This window comes from Methylomonas sp. LWB (assembly GCF_001856095.1).
Taxonomy (GTDB): Bacteria; Pseudomonadota; Gammaproteobacteria; order Methylococcales; family Methylomonadaceae; genus Methylomonas; species Methylomonas koyamae_A.
In genome coordinates this window covers 467,726-485,802 of sequence record NZ_MKMC01000012.1, presented here as the reverse complement: position 1 = coordinate 485,802, position 18,077 = coordinate 467,726, and the positions used below count along the sequence as shown (strand labels likewise).

Below are 18,077 nucleotides of genomic sequence, written 5' to 3'. Positions count from 1 at the left end.
AGCCTAAAAAATCAGCCCTAAATTTCATCCAGGCCTCACGTCACGCATCAAATCCTCCGAACGTGGTGTCTCGGCGTTCAGGCGTTCCCGATAGATCAGACTATACATCAACACCGATGCCACGTAGCCGCGGGTCTCCTTGTAGGGGATGGTCTCCACCCAAATATCGGCCGGCAGCGGTTTATCGCTCGGCAGCCAGCGCTTCACTCGATTAGCGCCGGCGTTGTACGCCGCGGCGGCCAGAGCCGGGTGGCGATCAAAACGGTCCAGCAACTGCTTGAAGTGCCAGGCGCCGAATTGGATGTTAGTCTCCGGTTTAAGCAGGTCGTTTCCGCTGCTCCAGGGCTCCCCCAGGTTTTTCGCGATTTCCTGACCGGTGTTCGGCATGATTTGCATCAAACCCTTCGCCCCGGCCGGCGAGTCGGCCTGCGGGTCGAAGGCGCTTTCCTGGCGGATCAGCCCGAAGATCAGCGCCGGCGCCAATTGGCGGGCGCCGGCGGCTTGCCTCACACTGTCGGCGTAAGCGATGGGGAAGCGCAGTCCAATGTCGTCCCATTCGTTAGCCTTGGCAACCGTGGCGATCGCTTGCGCCGACCAGCCCCAGCGCTGCGCCAACTTGGCGGCGGCGGCCAAGCGCGGTTTATCGAGTTTGGCGATGGCGAAGCCCCATTGCCGCTTAGCTTCCAATGGGCGGTCCAAGGCTAAAAACTCGGAAACTTCCAAAAATTCCGAGCGCGATTGCAAGTCTTCCAGCTCCGACTCCGGAACGGCCAGCGGCTTGTCGACCAGCTTCACCGTCCGTCCGAGCTTGCCGGCCGCCAGAAAACCGTAGTAACTGCGATGTTCGGCAATTTGCCGGTAAAGGCTCAAGGCCGGTTCGCGCAGTCCGGATAGTTCCTGGCTGCGCGCCAACCAATATTGCCATTTGTCCTGGTTTCGTTCTTCGTTGTTCAATCGAGACAATGCCAGATCGACCTCCGGCCAGGACTGGTGTTGCAACGCGGCACGCACCCGCCATTCGCGGATCGAGTCGTCGCTATCGTCTAGCGCCGCCAATCGGGCATAGGCGCGTCGGTCGCGTTGCGTGGCTAACGCGAGCCCGATTTGTTTTTCCACTCGCTGACTGGATTCGGCCGGAATCGGTAAGCCGGTTTTTTCGCGATCCCAGAAGACCAGCGCAGCGTTAAGGTCTTGTTCGAGCCAAAGCACCGTGGCGAAAACCAAACACTCGGCCCTGGTTTCGGCCGGATATTCGCGCCAGGCCGCTATATTGGCGAGGCGCTCGGGGTGGCGTTGCAAGTCTAGCCATAGATTCGCCAGCCTGAGTTCGTCTTCCGCGAATGCCGGTAGCAAGCGCTGAGCCAGCCCGGTATTGCCTCGTTTCAGAGCCGCCTTGAAGCGCAGCCACAGCAGGTCTCGGTTGAAATAAGGCGAGGCCTGGTACGTCGAAAACAAGCTTATGCAGGGTTCCGCCGGCTCGCCGCCGCTCAGCCAAAGCGGTCTGGCTATTCCAAACGCTTCGTCGGTCCGGCCGGACTGTAAATAGGCCACGCCGGCGTAGCATTGCAGTTCGGGGTCTTCACCGCCGCGGTATTGGCTTAATAACTCCGACCAGCGTTGCCGCTTGCCAAGTTGTATCAGCCATTTGGTGCGTAATGGCGCCGCGTAGCGGGTATTGGCATAAGTGTCGAGAAATCGACGTACGGCCTGATCGTCGTCCAGATGCGATTTAGCCCAAAGGTAGCGCAAATAAGGCAGTAACGGATAATCGCTCAATTCGGCGCTCAGCCGTTGATAATCGCCAAGCCGATTCTCGGCGACAGCGCGTTCGGCTTGCAGGAAAGCCGTGCGCTGGGACGAAGCGGGCTGAGCGGCGATGCAACAACCGGCCGCCGTCAGCCAGAGGACGGTACCCAATGTCCTTAGAAATCGCGAAAAGCCGCGCGGAAATAACAAGTGTTCAGTAAAGATCGCCACGCTATTATAATTTGCTATTAAGCCACCGGATTTAGTCATATTCCCTTGAACGCACCCCAAGCCGTAACACCTCAGGAGTATTCCTGGCATTATATCTATCGCATCGCACTGCAACACAAAAAGCAATTGGTGACCGGTCATATCATCGCCTTGCTGGCGACGGTCGCCAGCGTACCGGTGCCGCTGTTGATGCCGCTGCTAGTGGATGAAGTGCTATTACATCATCCCGGTACGGTACTCAATACTCTGGACCCATTGATTCCAACAGAGTGGCGGGTGCCGATTTTCTACATCGGCGTGATCTTGCTGGTCAGCTTGTTGATGCGACTGTTCGCGTTGGTATTGAACATTATTCAAACCCGGCAATTTTCCAATATCGCCAAGGATGTGATTTTTCGGATACGTGAGGGCTTGGTCGGCCATTTGCAGCGAGTGTCGATGTCGGAATACGAGAGCCTGGGCAGCGGCACGGTCAGCGCCCATATGGTGACCGACCTGGATACGCTGGATACTTTTATCGGCACGACCATTAGTAAGTTGTTGGTGGCGGTATTGACGGTATTCGGCACCGCGTTGATTTTACTGTGGATGCACTGGCAGTTGGGCTTGTTCATCATCTTTTTGAACCCGCTGGTGATCTACCTAGCCAAGGCTATCGGCTCGAAGGTGAAGGATCTGAAAGCGAACGAAAACAAAGCCTATGCGGTGTTTCAGCAAGCCTTGAGCGAAACCTTGGATGCGATACACCAGATACGCGCCAGCAACCGAGAGGCGCATTATTGCCGGCAGTTGGTCGCCAGTGCCGAGGCGGTTAAGAACCACTCGACGGTATTCGCCTGGAAAAGCGATGCGGCGATTCGCCTTAGCTTTCTGACATTTTTGTTCGGCTTCGATATTTTTCGCGCCACCGCGATGCTGATGGTGCTGTATTCCAACCTCAGTATTGGCGAAATGCTGGCCGTGTTTGGCTACCTGTGGTTCATGATGGCGCCGGTGCAGGAGATTTTGAGCATACAGCAATCGTTTTACGCCGCGAAGGCGGCTTTGGCACGGGTTAACCAATTGACCCACTTGCAGCGGGAGCCCGATTATCCGCACGCCGAGAATCCGTTTGCCGGTCGGAAAACGGTATCGGTCGGCGTGCGCGATTTACACTTCAGCTACCGCGACGAGCCGGTTTTGAACGGCATCAACCTCGACATACCGGCCGGGGAGAAAATCGCATTGGTCGGTGCCAGCGGCGGCGGCAAATCCACGTTGGCGCAGACTTTGATCGGCTTGTATCCGCCCGGCCGAGGAATGATTTACTTTGACGGCGTTCCGCTGAATCGGATTGGTTTGGATGTGGTGCGCGAGCATGTCGCCACGGTATTACAGCATCCGGCCTTGCTCAACGATACGATAAGGGCCAATCTGACCTTGGGCCGCGACGTCGCCGATAGCGACCTGTGGCGGGCCTTATCGATGGCGCAACTAGCGGACGCGGTGCGCGAGCAGCCGCTTGGCCTGCACACCGTGGTCGGTCGACAAGGCATGCGTTTGTCCGGCGGGCAACGCCAGCGTCTGGCCATTGCCCGGATGATCGTCAGTAATCCGGCGGTGGTCATCTTGGACGAGGCCACCTCGGCGCTGGATACCGAGACCGAATTCAAGTTGCATCAAGCTTTAGCGGAGTTTTTGGAGGGCCGCACGACGCTGATTATCGCTCACCGGCTTAGCGCGGTAAAACAGGCGGATCATGTTTACGTCTTCGAGCAAGGAAAGATCTGCGAGCAGGGCAAGCACGATGTCTTGATTCAGCAAAACGGGTTGTACGCCAAGCTTTACGGCGACTACCAATGAGCGCCGCCATCTACGATTTGCATAGTCACTCCAATGCTTCGGATGGCGTATTGACGCCGGGCCAGTTAGTACGCCGGGCGCATGCCCGCGGCGTTACCGCCTTGGCGTTGACCGATCACGATACGACAGCCGGTTTGGCCGAGGCGCGGGTTGTCGCGGCGGAATTGGGCCTGCGCTTGATTCCAGGTATCGAATTGTCGGCGAGTTTCGAAAGCCATTGTTTGCACGTGGTCGGATTGAATATCGATCCAAGCCACCCAGTGCTGGTCGACGGCGTTGCCAGACAGCAGGATTTGCGTGTCGAGCGGGCCAGGAAAATCGCCGACAAATTGGCTAGAAAAGGCATAGACGGTGCTTTTCAGGCCGTCGCCCGCGCGGCGCGCGGCGGCGAAATTACCCGCTTGCATTTCGCCGATTTTTTGGTCGGGGTGGGCCGCGCCAGGACTCAACAGGACGCTTTCGACTATTACTTGAGCAAGGGCAAATCGGCCTATGTCGCCACGCAATGGGCCGGATTAGCCGAAGTTATCGGTTGGATAAACGCCGCCGGCGGTTTGGCGGTACTGGCGCACCCGTTGCGCTACAAATTGAGCAATAAATGGATCAATAAAGCGTTGGCGGCATTCAAAGTGGCGGGAGGGCAGGGCGTCGAAGTGGTCACCGGGCGGGCCAGCGGCGACGATATTCGCTTCAGTCAAGAATTGGCCACCAAGCATCAGTTACGTGCGTCGGTCGGTTCCGATTTTCATGCCCCCGAAAACCAATACTTGGAACTGGGCCGCTTGGCGCCGCTGCCGGTCGGCGCCCAGCCGATTTGGGAATTGTTCTAGGGTTATCGCCCGCTGTTGGACAGTGTCGCTTGGTTGAAATGGGCGACGAAATCGAAGAACTCGTCGGCCGGGGCCGGCTTGTGATACAAAAAACCCTGGGCCATATGGCAACCGCCGGCCATCAGAAATTCGGCCTGCGCTTGATTCTCGACGCCCTCGGCAATCACATCCAGGCTTAAGGCCCGGGCTAGCGCCAATATCGCGGTTGTAATAGCTACGTCGTCTTCGTTATCCGGCAAGTCGCGGACGAAGCAGCGGTCGATTTTCAATTCCGATATCGGCAATTTTTTCAAATACGACAACGACGAATAGCCGGTGCCGAAGTCATCGATGCTGGTCTTCACCCCCAACGCGCGCAATTCGCGTAACGTGACCAGCGCTTCATCGACATGGTCGAGCAACATGCTTTCGGTCAATTCCAGTTTCAAGCATTCCGGTGCGATGCCGGCCTGGGTCAAGGCATTGCGGACATGGCCGACAAAGCCCGGTTGATGCAATTGGTTGGCCGAGACGTTAGCGGATATCACCATGGCCGGACTGATGCCGCGATCTTGCCATTCGCGGATTTGCAGGCACACCGTTTCCAGCACCCAATTGCTGATAGGCACGATCAGCCCGGATTCTTCGGCGATGGGAATGAACTGCGACGGCGCGACCAGTGCCAGATCCGGATGGCGCCAACGGATCAAGGCTTCGCCGCCAACCACGCGCTGACGATGCATATCGACCTTGGCTTGATAAAACAGCAGCAATTCGTCTCGGTCCAGCGCCCGCCGCAAGCTGTTTTCCATGGCCAGTTTCTGGAACGCGACCGCATTCAACGATTTGCTGAAATATTGATAGGTGTTTTGGCCTTGTTCGCGGGCATGGTGCATCGCGAACTCGCCGTTTTTAATGTAAGCGTCTTCGTCGCTACCGTCGCCCGGATAAACCGCGATGCCGATGTTGATGCCCAGGAATAACTCGATCGCGTCGATTTGGAAGGCGGGTTCCAGGGTTCTGAGAATTTGGCGGGCCACGCGCACGCCGGTTTGATCGTCGTCGGCGTGTTTAAGCAATATCGTGAACTCATTTCCGCCTAAGCGCGACACGGTGGATTCGCCGCCAAAGGCGCCGCCTCCCTTGCCGTGGCTGTCGCGAACTTCGGCGACCAAGCGGTCGGCAAACATTTTCAAGACGTGATCGCCGGCTCTTGGACCCAATGTTTCATTGATGCGGCTGAAGCGATCTATGCAAACGAACAAGGTCGTAATCCGGCTATTTTGATGATTGCATTGTGCCATCGCCTCGGCCAGAATTTCCCGAAATAGTGCCCGGTTCGGCAGTCCGGTCAACGGGTCGTAGTACGATAAAAATCTGACTCTTTCCTCGATATGGCGGCGCTCGGTAATGTCTTGCAGCGTGCCTTGTATCCGGGTCGCCGATTCGCCGTCGACGATCAATTCGCCCTGGATGTGAACGATACGCTCCCCGCCGTCGCGGTGGACAACCGGGAGGTCGAGCCGAAATTGGCGGCGATTTTTCAAGCACAGGTCGATGGCCTGCCGCAAGATCCCCACTTCGCTGGGATGCACCGCCGCGTACAAGTCTTGACAACTAGCCTGAAAGTGCTCGGGAGAGACGCCAAGTAAATTGAACACTTCGCGCGACCAGATCATTTTGTCGGTATCGACCCACCATTCCCAACTACCCAGCTGGGCGATTTTCTGCGCCTTACGCAGTTCCGCCTCGCTTTTGGCCAGTTGGGCCAAAGCAGCGGAGGACCGAAGCAGATAACGCAAACGGTGCGGGAGGGTGGCCCAGCTGATGGGTTTAGCGACGAAATCGGTGGCGCCAAGCTGAAACGCGCGATTGACCGACTCCAGATCGTCGACGCCGGTCAGCATGACGATCGGCAGCAAGCGTTTTTCAGGCTGGGCGCGAATGCTTTGCAGGCAGTCGAAGCCGCTAATGCCGGGCATCATCACGTCTAACAACACCAGATCGGGTTGGTCCGCCGCCAAACGCTCCAAACCGGTTTCGCCGTCGCTGGCGCCGATCACCGCGAAGCCCTCCCGGTCCAGGATGTTCGTCAACATCAGACGTATCATGTCGTCGTCGTCGATGACTAATATCAGACTACGAGAGGATGGCGGGGAGGTCATTCGGGATCCGGATTAGCAAGCTTTGCAAGCACTCGTTTATAGCTGTTTTGCAAGGTCAGGGCAAGCCGGTCGTCGAAATCCAGCGTATTGTCGCGGGCCGCATGCTCGATGGCTTTCGCTTGTTCGGACAAGCCTCGCGCGCCGATATTCGCGGCCGCCGACTTCAACGCGTGCGCGGCGAAACGCACGGCTTGGGGGTTTTGCTCGCGTAGTCCGGTGGCGATTAAGTCGATTTGTTCGAGCGCATTCTGACGGAACAGGTCGACGACTTCCGTGACCAACTGGTCGCCGCCGATCTGCCTTAAAGTGTCCAGGGCGTTGTTGTCCAATTTGTCCAGGTCCTTGTCGATGGGCGGACGGGCCGGTGATTCGTTGTTGCCGGAATGCGGTAGAAAGCGGCCGATTTTACTCGCCAGCGCTTGCTGTAAAAACGGCTTGCTGACGTAGTCGTCCATGCCGGCGTCCAGACATTTTTGCTGATCGCCCTCCATGGCGTTGGCGGTCAGCGCGATGATCGGAATTCGCGTGCCGCCTTGTTGGCGTTCGCTGTCTCGAATTAGCCGAGCGGCGGAATAGCCGTCCATCTCCGGCATCATGCAGTCCATCAAGATTAAGTCTATCGGTTCGGATTCGTAAATGTGCAGCGCGGACTTGCCGTTATCGGCAATTCTGACCCGATACCCCAATTGATCGAGCATGGCCTTGGCGACTTTTTGATTGACCGGGTTATCCTCCGCCAACAATATTCGCCGCCGATCGCAACGGACTGCCACCAAGTCGGCGATGCTGGGTTTACCGTCTACTCCCAGCAATAATACTTCCCTGAGCGCTTGGCGCTGAATCGGCTGGTATAAAACCGGCCAGTCCGGCAGCGGTCGTTTAGGGTCGGGGCCGCTGGCGCCACTGATTTCGACGGCGCGAATCGAGGCTAGGCGCGGCAAGGTTTGAAGACGTTCGTTTAACACGCCGACGTCCAAGGTCGCCACGTCGAACAAAATGAAATCGTAATAGATGCCGGATTTCGCACCCTCTTCCAGCCGTAGCAGGGCCGATGCTTCGTTTGCGGCGAGCTTGAAATGCACGCCGAGTTCGGAGAGTTCCAAGCACAAGCATTCGATGTCCAGCTGGCCGTTGGCAACCACCAGCGCGCGTCGTCCCCGCAAAATCGGGTCGACGTTGACCGGCGGCAGGAGAGCGCCGGCCGGGGCGAGCGGCAAATAGACCGCGAACTGCGAGCCGACGCCCAACTGGCTGCGCACTTCGATCCGCCCGTCCATCAGACTGGACAATTCCTTGCAGATGGCCAATCCCAGGCCGGTACCGCCGTATTTGCGGGTGGTCGATCCGTCGGCTTGGTTGAAGGGCTTGAACAGTTTAGGCAAGATTTCTTCGGCGATACCGATGCCGCTATCGACCACCCGAAACACCAAGGGTAGCCGCCGTTCCGGTGCGGCCGGATCGGCTTCCGCCGCCGAGACGTACAAACCCACCGAGCCGCGTTCGGTGAATTTGATGGCATTCGATAACAAGTTAGTCAGAATTTGCCGCAAACGGTGCGGATCGCCTCGGACCGCGTCGGCGACGCTGGCGTCGATTCTGCAATCCAGCTCGATATGCTTGGCGCGCGCCCGTTCCCAGAACAACGCCGACAGTTGCTCGATGAGTTCGTAGAGGCTGAAATCGATGGTTTCCAGTTGCAATTTGCCGGCTTCGATTTTCGAAAAATCGAGAATATCGTTAATAATGGTCAATAGCGATTCCGCGGAGCTGAATACGGTTTCCGCATATTGGCGTTGAGTGTCGTCCAGCCGGGTTCCCAACAATAATTCGGTCATGCCCAATACACCGTTCATCGGCGTGCGGATTTCGTGGCTCATCGTCGCTAGAAACTGTGACTTGGCGAGGTTGGCGGCCTGCGCCTCCGCGACGGCTCGGCGCAAGTCGACGGTACGCAGATCGACTTGCCTTTCTAGATTTTCGCGTTGCTTGGCCAACTCGGCGTCCCGTTGTTGCAGGCGTTCTATCATCGAATTGAAGCTGGCGACCAATTGGCCGACCTCGTCGTCTCCGCCGCCGCCGGCCCGCACCATGTAGTCGTTATCTTGCGAAACCTTGCGCGCCAACGACGACAAGGCGGTTAGCGGCGCGGCGATCGATTTGGCCAAATTACGGCCGAATAATACCGCGAGCACCACCGCGGTCAGCAACGCGCCGAACAGTTGCGCCATATTGATTAACACCGTCCGCCACATCGGCCGTAAATCGACGGCCATTCGCAGATGTCCGATGATTTCGGGACCCTCGCCGCTAACCGGGTATATCAAGACCTGTTCGGTCAGTCGCCAGCCGTTGCTCGCGATTTCCAAGCGCGCGTCGCTCAAGTCGCGCGGGACATCCGGCGTTGTATCGCTTGAGGGATATTGCGCGAACAACAAGCCTTCCCTGCTATAGAGTTGCGCGGACAAAATCTCCGGTTTACCGCGCAAGGTCGCCAGCACGCCGTTCGCGGTCTTGACGTCGTCGAACAACAGCGCGGCGCTAGCACTAAAGCCCACCATCGTGCTCAATGAACGGGTTTCGGTTTCCAAACGGCTCCGCTCCTGATGAATTTGCGTCAGACTGGTGATCGGCAACGTAAACAGCAAGGCCAGCGCCACGGTCAGCTCCTGCAAATACAAAAGCTTTTGCTTCATCGGCAAATCGGGCAGTTTGCGTCGCGCCATGGTACGCCAAGCCTCCTCGTGGAATTAAGCCGGTCAACCGTCGCCGAATAGGCGTTCGTCACATACTCTATCGTTTTGGTTAGGCTGTCCTAGGCCTTGCTCGCGACTCTTTCACGGGTCTTAGCACGGCGTACGTTAGTCTAAAGATTACCAATATAGCTTTATTTTGTGAATCCGCCAGCAAAACGGCGGATGGTGCCCGATAGCGCGATCCGCGTAGCATGAGGGCTAGGCGTTCCAGCAACGGCCCCGCTTGCACAAGCACAAACGAATCGAGCCGTTCGCGCGATGGTATTTTGTCGGATTCTCGGTAATGCTCGCCGTTTCGGAGGGGATTTGGGTTGGCGCTGTCGCGGGTGTCGAGATCCAGGCTGGCGAGCTTGTCCGTTCGTGCTATCGCGAGGCGTAATAACCAGGAACATAGGGTAGGACTCCGTCCGAACGCTTTGTCGTCATGCGGGCGATCCAGCAGGTAGTGCGCTTATTTCCCTGGTGCGAGCAAACGTTTCCTGGACGATCAGCGCATCGCTACTGGCGCGATGGCGTTGTAACGCCAGCGTCTCTATCACTTCGTGCTTGATCTCGCTCCAGATCGCCATCTGGCTTTCCTTCAAAATGTTTTCCAACGGACTTAAATAAAAACTGGGTTGAGCATGGGCGTCGTAATACAGTCTGGAAAGCCAGGGTTTGTCGACGACCCAACCGTCGCTATACACTACGCGGTTACCGAGAAAGGCGTTTAACTCGCCAACCACCACCTGGATCGGCTTGCCGTGCGCCAACAGCAGCTCACGGCTAAGGCCGTGAACTCGTTCGGCTTCGCCGTCCCAAAACCGCCAGCTTTGAGCCGGTTTGATTAAAGCGCAATATTTTTGACCGTCGGCCAAGACGACCCCGACTTCAATGGGATAGCTGTCGACACCAAACCCTGAGGCTTCAAAATCGATCACGTTGGGTCTGCGGTTTTCCAACTCGATATTCCTTAGTTTTCGCCAAATGCCTAAGACTAGCCGAGTTTTTGCGTTTGGTAGGGGACCTTAGGCAAGCCGAAACACCCACCTGAATCGGTTTTCGATGCAAAAAATAAAAACCAACACCCTGGATCTCGTCGGGCCGGTCGCCGGCGGGTTCAGTCCAGTCGGCGCGCGGTCAGCGCCAACCAAGGTTGCTCGTGGCGCGGCTTGCCCGGCGGTCGGTAGTAGTGATCGAGGATCTCGAATCGGGCCGCGGCCAAAAACGTTCGGCTCGCGTCAATTTCCATAAAATGGCCGTAACGTTGTCCGGACCAACCTTCACCGTTGCCGCGAGGATTGGATATAAACAAGACCCCAGCGGATCTTAGTGCGGCATGTAACTGATCTAGCACGCGCGGCAACTCGCGGCTAGGTATATGAAACAGCGAGGCGTTGGCGAAAATGCCATCGAAACCCTGAGTCGGCAAATCCAGACTTAGAAAATTTTGCCGCAATACCTGACAGCCGCTGTGAGCGCGCGCCATCTCGCAAAATCTCGCGCTACCGTCCAGTCCGACCGGTCTGTGGCCTAAGGTTTTAAAATAGAACAGATCCCGGCCTGGCCCACATCCAAGATCCAAAATATCCAGCGCTCGATCTCGCGGTAACGCCCGTAAAAATGCCGCATAATTCTGGCTGACGTCATGATCCTTGGTGCCTTCCCAAAAAGATTCGGCATTGAGGTCGTAATGATTCAAAGTGGCGGCTTCGATTTCGGTCAGTTGTTCGCTGTCGGTTTCCATGAAGTTTGCTCTGCAATCGAAGGTTGTCAGTATCGCGTGAAGTCGCCGGCTCGCCAAATGTAAGGTCTATCCAGCAACGTTGTTCAGCCCGACCTTGCCAGCGTAAGGATTCCCCCAAACTCTTCTGTTCCTCGAAATCCGGCTGCGGTCGTTAGCTCATCCGCCGCTTGGGTACGACGTGGCTAAAACTGATTATGCTCTAAGCGAAGACCATGGCACATAAGCCATCCGGCGGTGTGCGGACGGGCCTCGAACCTGGGCTGGCACGCAAACTAATCGAAAGCTTCGAGTTGGGGAGCCGACATCTTGTAAAGAGGTTAGGAATCGGCGAGCGTATTCGATGGTAAAACTAAGACAGGCTCGAACTGGAAATTCAAACAACAAAAAAGGCCTTGATAAACTGGAGTTTATCAAGGCCTTAAAATATTCGGTGGCGGAGAGAAAGGGATTCGAACCCTTGATACGTTGCCGTATACACACTTTCCAGGCGTGCGCCTTCGACCGCTCGGCCATCTCTCCAGGTGTGAATCAGTCGGAAGAAACATGCTAAGGTTGTTCAACCCCTCGGCGATAGCCGGAAGGCTTTTTTTAAAAAACGGTGACTGATTTATCGTCGGTAGGATACTCGATACACCCAGCAAATGCAACGCGGATCGAGGTGAGCGCGGGTTCGACAGGGCTGCGAGGCAAGCGTTGATGTTTGTCTCGAATCAAACCGCGGAACCGGCTTGTGCCGATTCGGCAATCAGTAGGCCATTGAATTCACTAAAGACATTATTTCAGCCGTTGGGAGGCGGCGTCCATGCCCGACACATATAGCGCCGGCGACAAATCCAGGATTTTGATCGTCGACGATGTTCACGAGAACTTGCACACCCTATTGAACATACTCCGCGGCGAATATGCGATTCTGGCGGCAACCTCCGGCGAGAAAGCCTTGGAGATCGCCCAGCGCCAACCCGTGCCGGATTTGATTCTGCTGGACGTGGTGATGCCGGAAATGGATGGCTACCAGGTGTTGGAATGCTTGCAGGCCTCGGACGCCACTGCCGACATCCCGGTGATCTTCGTAACCGCCGCATCGGAGTCGGGCGACGAAGCCAAGGGATTTCAGATGGGTGCGGCGGATTATTTGACCAAGCCGGTCGTGCCGGAAACCTTGCTGGCCAGAGTCCGAACCCACTTGGCCCTAGCCGCCTATCGTAAACGCTATGGCCGACTATAATTGGCTTCACTGCCCGAGTCTTACGAATTCATGAGTAAAAATGCCAATTTTGTCAGCAAGTCCCGACCAACCATTTTGGTTGTCGACGATTTACCGGAGAACATTCATGGTCTGCTGGAAGCCTTGAAGGGCGACTACGGCATACTGGTTGCCACCGATGGCCAAAAAGCTCTGGACTTGGTATTCGGCCCCACCCCGCCGGATTTATTGTTGCTGGACGTGATGATGCCGGGCATGGACGGTTATGAAGTCTGCCAGCGTATCAAGGAAAATCCAGCCACCGAAGCGATTCCGATTTTGTTCGTGTCGGTGGTTGACGCCGCGATCGAAAAAATCCGCGGCTTTTCGTTGGGGGCTGGGGACTACATCACCAAACCCTTCGATATCGACGAAGTTCGCGCCAGAGTCAAAACGCACCTGGAACTGAGTCGCCTGCGGCGCGCGCTGGAAGGTCGCCTGCACCGGCTCAACGAGTATACTCGGGCAACCGATGCCGCCAACATCGTCTCGCGTACCGACGCGGCCGGCGTGATCACCTTCGTCAACGATGCCTTTGTCGATACCTACGGTTACAGCCGCGACGAAGTCATCGGAAAAACCCATAAACTCATTGCCGATCCGGATACGCCATGCAGTTTGTTTCGGGAAATGTGGCAGACCATCGCCGGCGGTGATGTTTGGCGCGGGATTTATTGCAATCGCCGCAAGAATGGCGACACGGTTTACATCAACAATACCATCGTACCGGTAGTCGGTGCCGACGGCCGTCCCAGCGAATACATGTCTTGCAGCGTGGACGTCACTTGCTTGATACACCAGGAAGAACTGATCCGCGAACAAGCCACCGACAAATTGACCGGACTGCCCAACCGCGTCAAATTGATGCAGGACTTGGAAGCCGCCAGCCGTCCTTTGCTCGGCATGATCAATATCGACCAATTCAAGGCCATCAATGACTTTTACGGCTTGGCCAACGGCGACAAGGTTTTATTGGAAATCGGCCGACGTTTGGACCGGATGGGCGGCGGCTGGGTCGAAGCCTACCGCATTGGCGGCGATTTGTTCGCGATGCTGGCGGTTGGCGACGATTGCACGCTGGAGCAGTTCGCGTCCTTGATAGCCCGCATCATGCGGCACTTGGAGGAAGAACCGGTCGATTGCGACGAGGACCGTATTTTCATTCAAGTCACTGCCGGGATTTGCCAGGGTACCGACAACTGTTATACCCATGCCGCGCTGGCGTTGGCCAGGGCCAGGGCCGAACAACGCGATTACCTGATCTACGATGAGGAAATGGAGGTCAAATCGCATTACCGCGACAACATCCGCTGGAGCCAAAAGATTCGCTCGGCGTTAGCCAGCGGCCGGATCGTGCCCTACTACCAGCCCATCGTCGACAATGCCACCGGCCGGATTGTCGAATACGAAGCCTTGATGCGGATGATAGACGAGGACGGCACGGTGATTCCACCTACCTTTCTCGGCGTGGCCAAACGCTCCCGCCAATATACGGCGCTGACCAAAACCATGGTCAACAAAGTGATCGAGGCCTTGCCCCATTGTAGCGGTTTGATGGCGCTGAATTTAACCGTCGAAGACATCATCGACGCCGATACCGCCGCGTTTCTGTACGATCGCCTGTCGCCGCCGGAGGTTGGGCCGCGCATCGTCTTGGAAATCACCGAGACCGAAGGTATCGAAAATTACGGCGAGATCGCCGAGTTTATTGAAAAGCTGAAGGCCCGAGGTTGCCGTTTCGCGATCGACGATTTCGGCAGCGGCTATTCCAATTTCGCGCATTTGTTACGGCTGAAGATCGATTATTTAAAAATCGACGGTTCCATCATCATGAACATCATCGATAGCCGCGATTCGCAAGCGATCGCTCACGTCATCGTCGATGCGGCGCGGCGCCTGGGGATGAAGACGATCGCTGAATTCGTCGGCAGTCCGCGTATCCAGGCCAAGGTCAAGGAACTGGGTATCGATTATTCCCAGGGCTATTACATTGGCCAGCCCTCGCCGGTGGCGGCCGCCAGCTATACCGAATCGGACGCGTGAAGGCATGCCGGACCAAAGCTCAGCTCCGTTCAAATGGCTTCGGTCGATGCCAGCGCAGGCTGGCCAACTGGCCGGTATCGGCCTGTTGAGCGTGGCTTGGTGGCTGCCGGCTCGGGCCGACCCCAGCATGGCGACGCTACGCGGGCGGGTCGAAATGCCCGGCTTAGCCGATCAAGCGGGCGCCCAAATCATCGTCACCCATTTGGATCGCGGCTTTTCGACCCGCACCGTGTCGCGCGAGGGCGGCAGCTATGTGTTGATGGCATTGCGGCCCGGCCGCTATTCGTTGAAAGTATTGGCGCCGGATGGCCGCAGTATCGAGCAGGCGCTGACCTTGCAAGTCGGACAGGCCATGACGCTGGACTTGGCGGTCGGCGCCGAAGCCGGCACCGAATCCGCTTCAACCGCATCGGAAATCCGCAACCCGGAGCTGGCGACCTACCTGACGCCGGAACAAATGCAACGCTTGCCGCAGATCAACCGCAACTTCCTGAACTACGCCGATCTGGCGCCCGGCGTCAACGTGGTAACCGATCAGGACGGCAGTACCCGCTTGCAAAGCGGCGGTCAGCGTCCGGACAGCGTCAATCTCTATATCGACGGCGTCAGCCAAAAAAATTACGTGGTGCGCGGCGGCGTGGCCGGCCAGGATTCCAGTCGAGGGAACGTGTTTCCGGAATCGGCGGTCGCCGAATACAAAGTGATCAGTCAAAACTACAAAGCCGAGTTCGATCAAGCCAGCGGCGCGGTGATTTCGGTGCAGACCAAATCCGGCGGCAATCAGTTTCACGGCGAGACCTTTTACGACCACACCAATCAAGATTTGCGCGCCGCCACGCCCAGCGAAACGCTGAACGGACGCTACGACAATATGCAGGCCCAATACGGCGTGACCTTGAGCGGACCGATCGCCCGCGACGTGGCGCATTTTTTCGTCGCTTACGAGCGCAAACAAAACGACGATTTCGCCGGCGTGCGCACCGCGGACGGTGGGGCGCTGCCGGCCCGCTACCAATCCCTGCTCGGCGAGGCGAATCGGCCGTTCGAAGCCGATCTGTTCTTCGCCAAGCTGGATTGGGCCCTGGACGAGCGCAACTCGCTAGAGGCCTCGTTTAAATTGCGCGACGAAACGCAAATACTGGGTATCGGCGGCGGCAATGCCGAACCGAACGCGCTGGACAAGGGCAACGCCGAAAAACGCCTGGACTTCAAGTATCAATACACCGCCGAACACTGGGTTAACGAAGCGCGCTTCACCTACGAGGATAGCCATTGGCGGCAACAGCCGGCGCATTTGAATGCCGGACAGTTGCTACAGCGTTTGGATGGTAGCCTAAGCGGCGGTAATTTAAGCAGCGTCACGGTCCTGAACGGCGGCGGCGCCGGTAACTTTCAAGACAAAGGCCAACGCGGTCCTGGCTTGCAAGACGATTTGACCTTCAGCGGCTTGAATTGGCACGGTTCGCACGTCGTCAAAGTCGGCGCAAAGCTGAAGTACATCGAATTGAACGCACTGGAACGCGATCCCTACAATCCTCAATTCAGCTACAACCTGAACAACCCGGACGGGACGCCCTACCGGGTCACTTGGGCCGCGCCGATGGCCGGATTGGGCGACGGCAACGGCGCGACATCGACCGACGTCAGTCAAGTCGGACTCTATCTGCAAGACGACTGGGAATTGAATCGACATCTAAGTTTAAGTTTGGGCGCGCGCTGGGATTACGAATACAACCCCGGCTACTTGAATTTCGTCACGCCGACAGGCGTGGCGAGCGCGTTGCGCGACTGGAGCAATATCGCCGGCGGCCGCGGCGGCTACAATCTCGAGGATTATCTCAGCAACGGCCATAACCGCCGAGCCGACGCCGACAACATCGCGCCGCGCCTGGGTTTTGCCTACGACTTCGACGGCGATCAGCGCCACGTCGTGTTCGGCGGTTATGGGAGAGCCTACGACCGCAACATTTACGACGTGTTGCAGTTGGAGCGCACTAAAGGCAGTTACCCGTCGTTCAGCGTGGCGTTTCAAGGCGATCCGAACTACGATTGCGGCGCGGCGGCCGACTGCATCGCCTGGGATCCGGCCTATTTGAATTACAACGGCGAGCAACTCAGCGCATTGACCGGCGCCACCCCGGCCAGCCGGGAAATCAACTTAATGCGCAACAACCTGAAAACGCCGTTCGCCGATCAATTCAGCCTTGGTATCCGCAACCGTATCGGCGATTGGTATACCGAACTGGCGGTGTCGCACGTGCATAGCTACGATGGTTTGGTGGGCGTGCTGGGCGGACGTAATGCCGACGGCAGCTTTTACCGGGCCGGCAGCGACCTTGGCGGTACTTTTCAAGCGGTTCCGGGCTACGGTCAGTTGATCCTGTTCGACAACGGCGTGCAAACCAAAACCAATTCGGTGTATTTAAAAGCCGAGAAGCCTTACGTCAAGGAAAGCGGTTGGGGGGCTAGTTTTGCTTATACCTATACCGACTCTCAGGAAAACAAGCCGCAATCCTTCGTGGATAACAGCAGCTATTTATTTGAAAAGCCGGATACTCACAGCGTCGGTTGGCTCGATACCTCTGGAGTACGCGCCCACAAAATCGTAACCACCGCAAGCGTCGATTTACCGTGGGATGTGGTCTTCGCCGCCAAATTGACGCTGGCCACGCCCGAAACCCGCTACGGCATCAATTGCACCAGTGGTGCCTGCCGTTTCGATACCTACACGCCGCGTGGTTACGACTTTATTTTTCCCGGCGAATGGTGGGGCTATCGGCAATTCGATATTGCGTTAATCAAAAATTTCGACACTCCGCGAGATACGCGATTTAAGTTACGTTTGGACGTCTTGAACTTGTTCGACTTCAAAAATTACGGCGCTTTCAATAGCAACTTCGCCTCGTCCGACTTCGGCGCGCCGACGTCGATTTTGGCCGGTCCGCCGCTGACGCTGAAATTGACGGCGCGGCTGGAGTTCTAATGCGCGCTGCCCGCATTTCGGCGATCCGTTGTCGCCTTATCGCCTTGTGGGCGATGTGTTGGTTGGCTTGGCCGGTGGCGGCGGATAGTGCCGACGCGAAAATCAAGGCCGGATATTTGTTTAATTTCACCCGGCTGGTCGAATGGCCGACGCCCGGCGACGAACCCTTGCATGTTTGCGTGGTCGGCGCCGACGCGGTGGTCGAACAACTCGGCGAATTGGCCAGCCGCGATAGTAAGGGTAGAGCCTTGCAAATCTGGTCCGGAACCGAGGAGTTGCAGATATGCCAATTGCTGTACATCGATGGGGATTCGGCGATGTTGCCGGGACTGTTACAGCAAACGAAGAGCAGGGCGGTGCTGACCGTCAGCGACCAACTTGGATTCGCGGCGCGCGGCGGCGGGATAGGCTTTTACCGCGAACAAGATCAGATTAAAGTCGAAATCAACCCCCAAACGGTCAGCGGCGCTCAACTCAAGGTTAATGCCTTGTTGATGGAAATTGCCCGTATCGTCGTTCCCTCCAAACCTTGAAAA

Annotated in this window: 11 protein-coding genes and 1 tRNA gene; 6 read left to right on the top strand and 6 right to left on the bottom strand. The window is 56.9% G+C overall.

The annotated features are described in order from the left end of the window. Window positions 1–24: 24 nt before the first annotated feature. On the bottom strand, window positions 25–1,977 hold the full coding sequence (locus BJL95_RS08065; protein ID WP_175463665.1) for a transglycosylase SLT domain-containing protein: 1,953 nt from the start codon (window positions 1,975–1,977) through the stop codon (window positions 25–27). A 45-nt stretch (window positions 1,978–2,022) separates the two neighbouring features. On the opposite strand from BJL95_RS08065, the gene BJL95_RS08060 reads away from it, so the two are divergent. Together BJL95_RS08060 and BJL95_RS08055 are read left to right on the top strand one after the other, a co-directional pair. After that, window positions 2,023–3,819, top strand: coding sequence for an ABC transporter ATP-binding protein (locus BJL95_RS08060; protein WP_071156919.1), 1,797 nt, complete (start codon window positions 2,023–2,025; stop codon window positions 3,817–3,819). Further along, window positions 3,816–4,649 carry a PHP domain-containing protein gene (locus tag BJL95_RS08055; protein ID WP_071156917.1) on the top strand — a complete coding sequence of 278 codons (834 nt, stop codon included), beginning with the start codon at window positions 3,816–3,818 and terminating at the stop codon, window positions 4,647–4,649. The genes BJL95_RS08060 and BJL95_RS08055 overlap by 4 nt, the downstream gene beginning before the upstream one ends. A 2-nt stretch (window positions 4,650–4,651) precedes the next feature. Here BJL95_RS08055 and BJL95_RS08050 read toward each other — a convergent pair whose 3' ends face one another. From BJL95_RS08050 to BJL95_RS08030, 5 genes are all read right to left on the bottom strand, one after another. Further along, window positions 4,652–6,793 (bottom strand): bifunctional diguanylate cyclase/phosphodiesterase, encoded by a 2,142-nt coding sequence (locus tag BJL95_RS08050; RefSeq protein WP_071156915.1) that lies wholly within the window; start codon window positions 6,791–6,793, stop codon window positions 4,652–4,654. Beyond that, window positions 6,790–9,516 carry an ATP-binding protein gene (locus BJL95_RS08045; RefSeq protein WP_071156913.1) on the bottom strand — a complete coding sequence of 909 codons (2,727 nt, stop codon included), beginning with the start codon at window positions 9,514–9,516 and terminating at the stop codon, window positions 6,790–6,792. Before BJL95_RS08045 ends, BJL95_RS08050 begins: the two co-directional genes overlap by 4 nt. 452 nt (window positions 9,517–9,968) lie before the next feature. Next, complete coding sequence (locus BJL95_RS08040) at window positions 9,969–10,487, bottom strand: hypothetical protein (RefSeq protein WP_139306172.1); 519 nt, start codon at window positions 10,485–10,487, stop codon at window positions 9,969–9,971. Between the two features lie 158 nt (window positions 10,488–10,645). Then, the gene (locus tag BJL95_RS08035; protein WP_071156911.1) at window positions 10,646–11,272 is read right to left on the bottom strand and encodes a class I SAM-dependent methyltransferase; all 627 of its coding nucleotides are present in this window, start codon (window positions 11,270–11,272) and stop codon (window positions 10,646–10,648) included. 431 nt (window positions 11,273–11,703) lie between these two features. Beyond that, a tRNA-Ser gene (locus BJL95_RS08030) sits at window positions 11,704–11,791 on the bottom strand. A 283-nt stretch (window positions 11,792–12,074) separates the two neighbouring features. Between BJL95_RS08030 and BJL95_RS08025 the strand changes: the two genes are divergently transcribed. The 4 genes from BJL95_RS08025 to BJL95_RS08010 are packed head-to-tail and all read left to right on the top strand — an operon-like array spanning window position 12,075 to window position 18,074. Next, window positions 12,075–12,497, top strand: coding sequence for a response regulator (locus BJL95_RS08025; protein ID WP_064027645.1), 423 nt, complete (start codon window positions 12,075–12,077; stop codon window positions 12,495–12,497). A gap of 30 nt (window positions 12,498–12,527) precedes the next feature. Beyond that, the gene (locus BJL95_RS08020; protein WP_064027643.1) at window positions 12,528–14,558 is read left to right on the top strand and encodes an EAL domain-containing protein; all 2,031 of its coding nucleotides are present in this window, start codon (window positions 12,528–12,530) and stop codon (window positions 14,556–14,558) included. Between the two features lie 46 nt (window positions 14,559–14,604). Further along, window positions 14,605–17,541: a carboxypeptidase regulatory-like domain-containing protein gene (locus BJL95_RS08015; protein ID WP_175463664.1), complete on the top strand. Its 2,937-nt coding sequence runs from the start codon at window positions 14,605–14,607 to the stop codon at window positions 17,539–17,541. Continuing rightward, window positions 17,541–18,074: a YfiR family protein gene (locus BJL95_RS08010; protein WP_071156907.1), complete on the top strand. Its 534-nt coding sequence runs from the start codon at window positions 17,541–17,543 to the stop codon at window positions 18,072–18,074. Before BJL95_RS08015 ends, BJL95_RS08010 begins: the two co-directional genes overlap by 1 nt. The last annotated feature ends 3 nt before the right edge of the window (window positions 18,075–18,077 follow it).

Excerpts from the sequence above, each read along its gene's own strand:
- BJL95_RS08055 (WP_071156917.1), top strand. The coding sequence starts at position 3,816 with ATGAGCGCCGCCATCTACGATTTGCATAGTCACTCCAATGCTTCGGAT.
- BJL95_RS08050 (WP_071156915.1), bottom strand. The coding sequence starts at position 6,793 with ATGACCTCCCCGCCATCCTCTCGTAGTCTGATATTAGTCATCGACGAC.
- BJL95_RS08045 (WP_071156913.1), bottom strand. The coding sequence starts at position 9,516 with ATGGCGCGACGCAAACTGCCCGATTTGCCGATGAAGCAAAAGCTTTTG.
- BJL95_RS08035 (WP_071156911.1), bottom strand. The coding sequence starts at position 11,272 with ATGGAAACCGACAGCGAACAACTGACCGAAATCGAAGCCGCCACTTTG.
- BJL95_RS08025 (WP_064027645.1), top strand. The coding sequence starts at position 12,075 with ATGCCCGACACATATAGCGCCGGCGACAAATCCAGGATTTTGATCGTC.
- BJL95_RS08020 (WP_064027643.1), top strand. The coding sequence starts at position 12,528 with ATGAGTAAAAATGCCAATTTTGTCAGCAAGTCCCGACCAACCATTTTG.
- BJL95_RS08015 (WP_175463664.1), top strand. The coding sequence starts at position 14,605 with ATGCCAGCGCAGGCTGGCCAACTGGCCGGTATCGGCCTGTTGAGCGTG.
- BJL95_RS08010 (WP_071156907.1), top strand. The coding sequence starts at position 17,541 with ATGCGCGCTGCCCGCATTTCGGCGATCCGTTGTCGCCTTATCGCCTTG.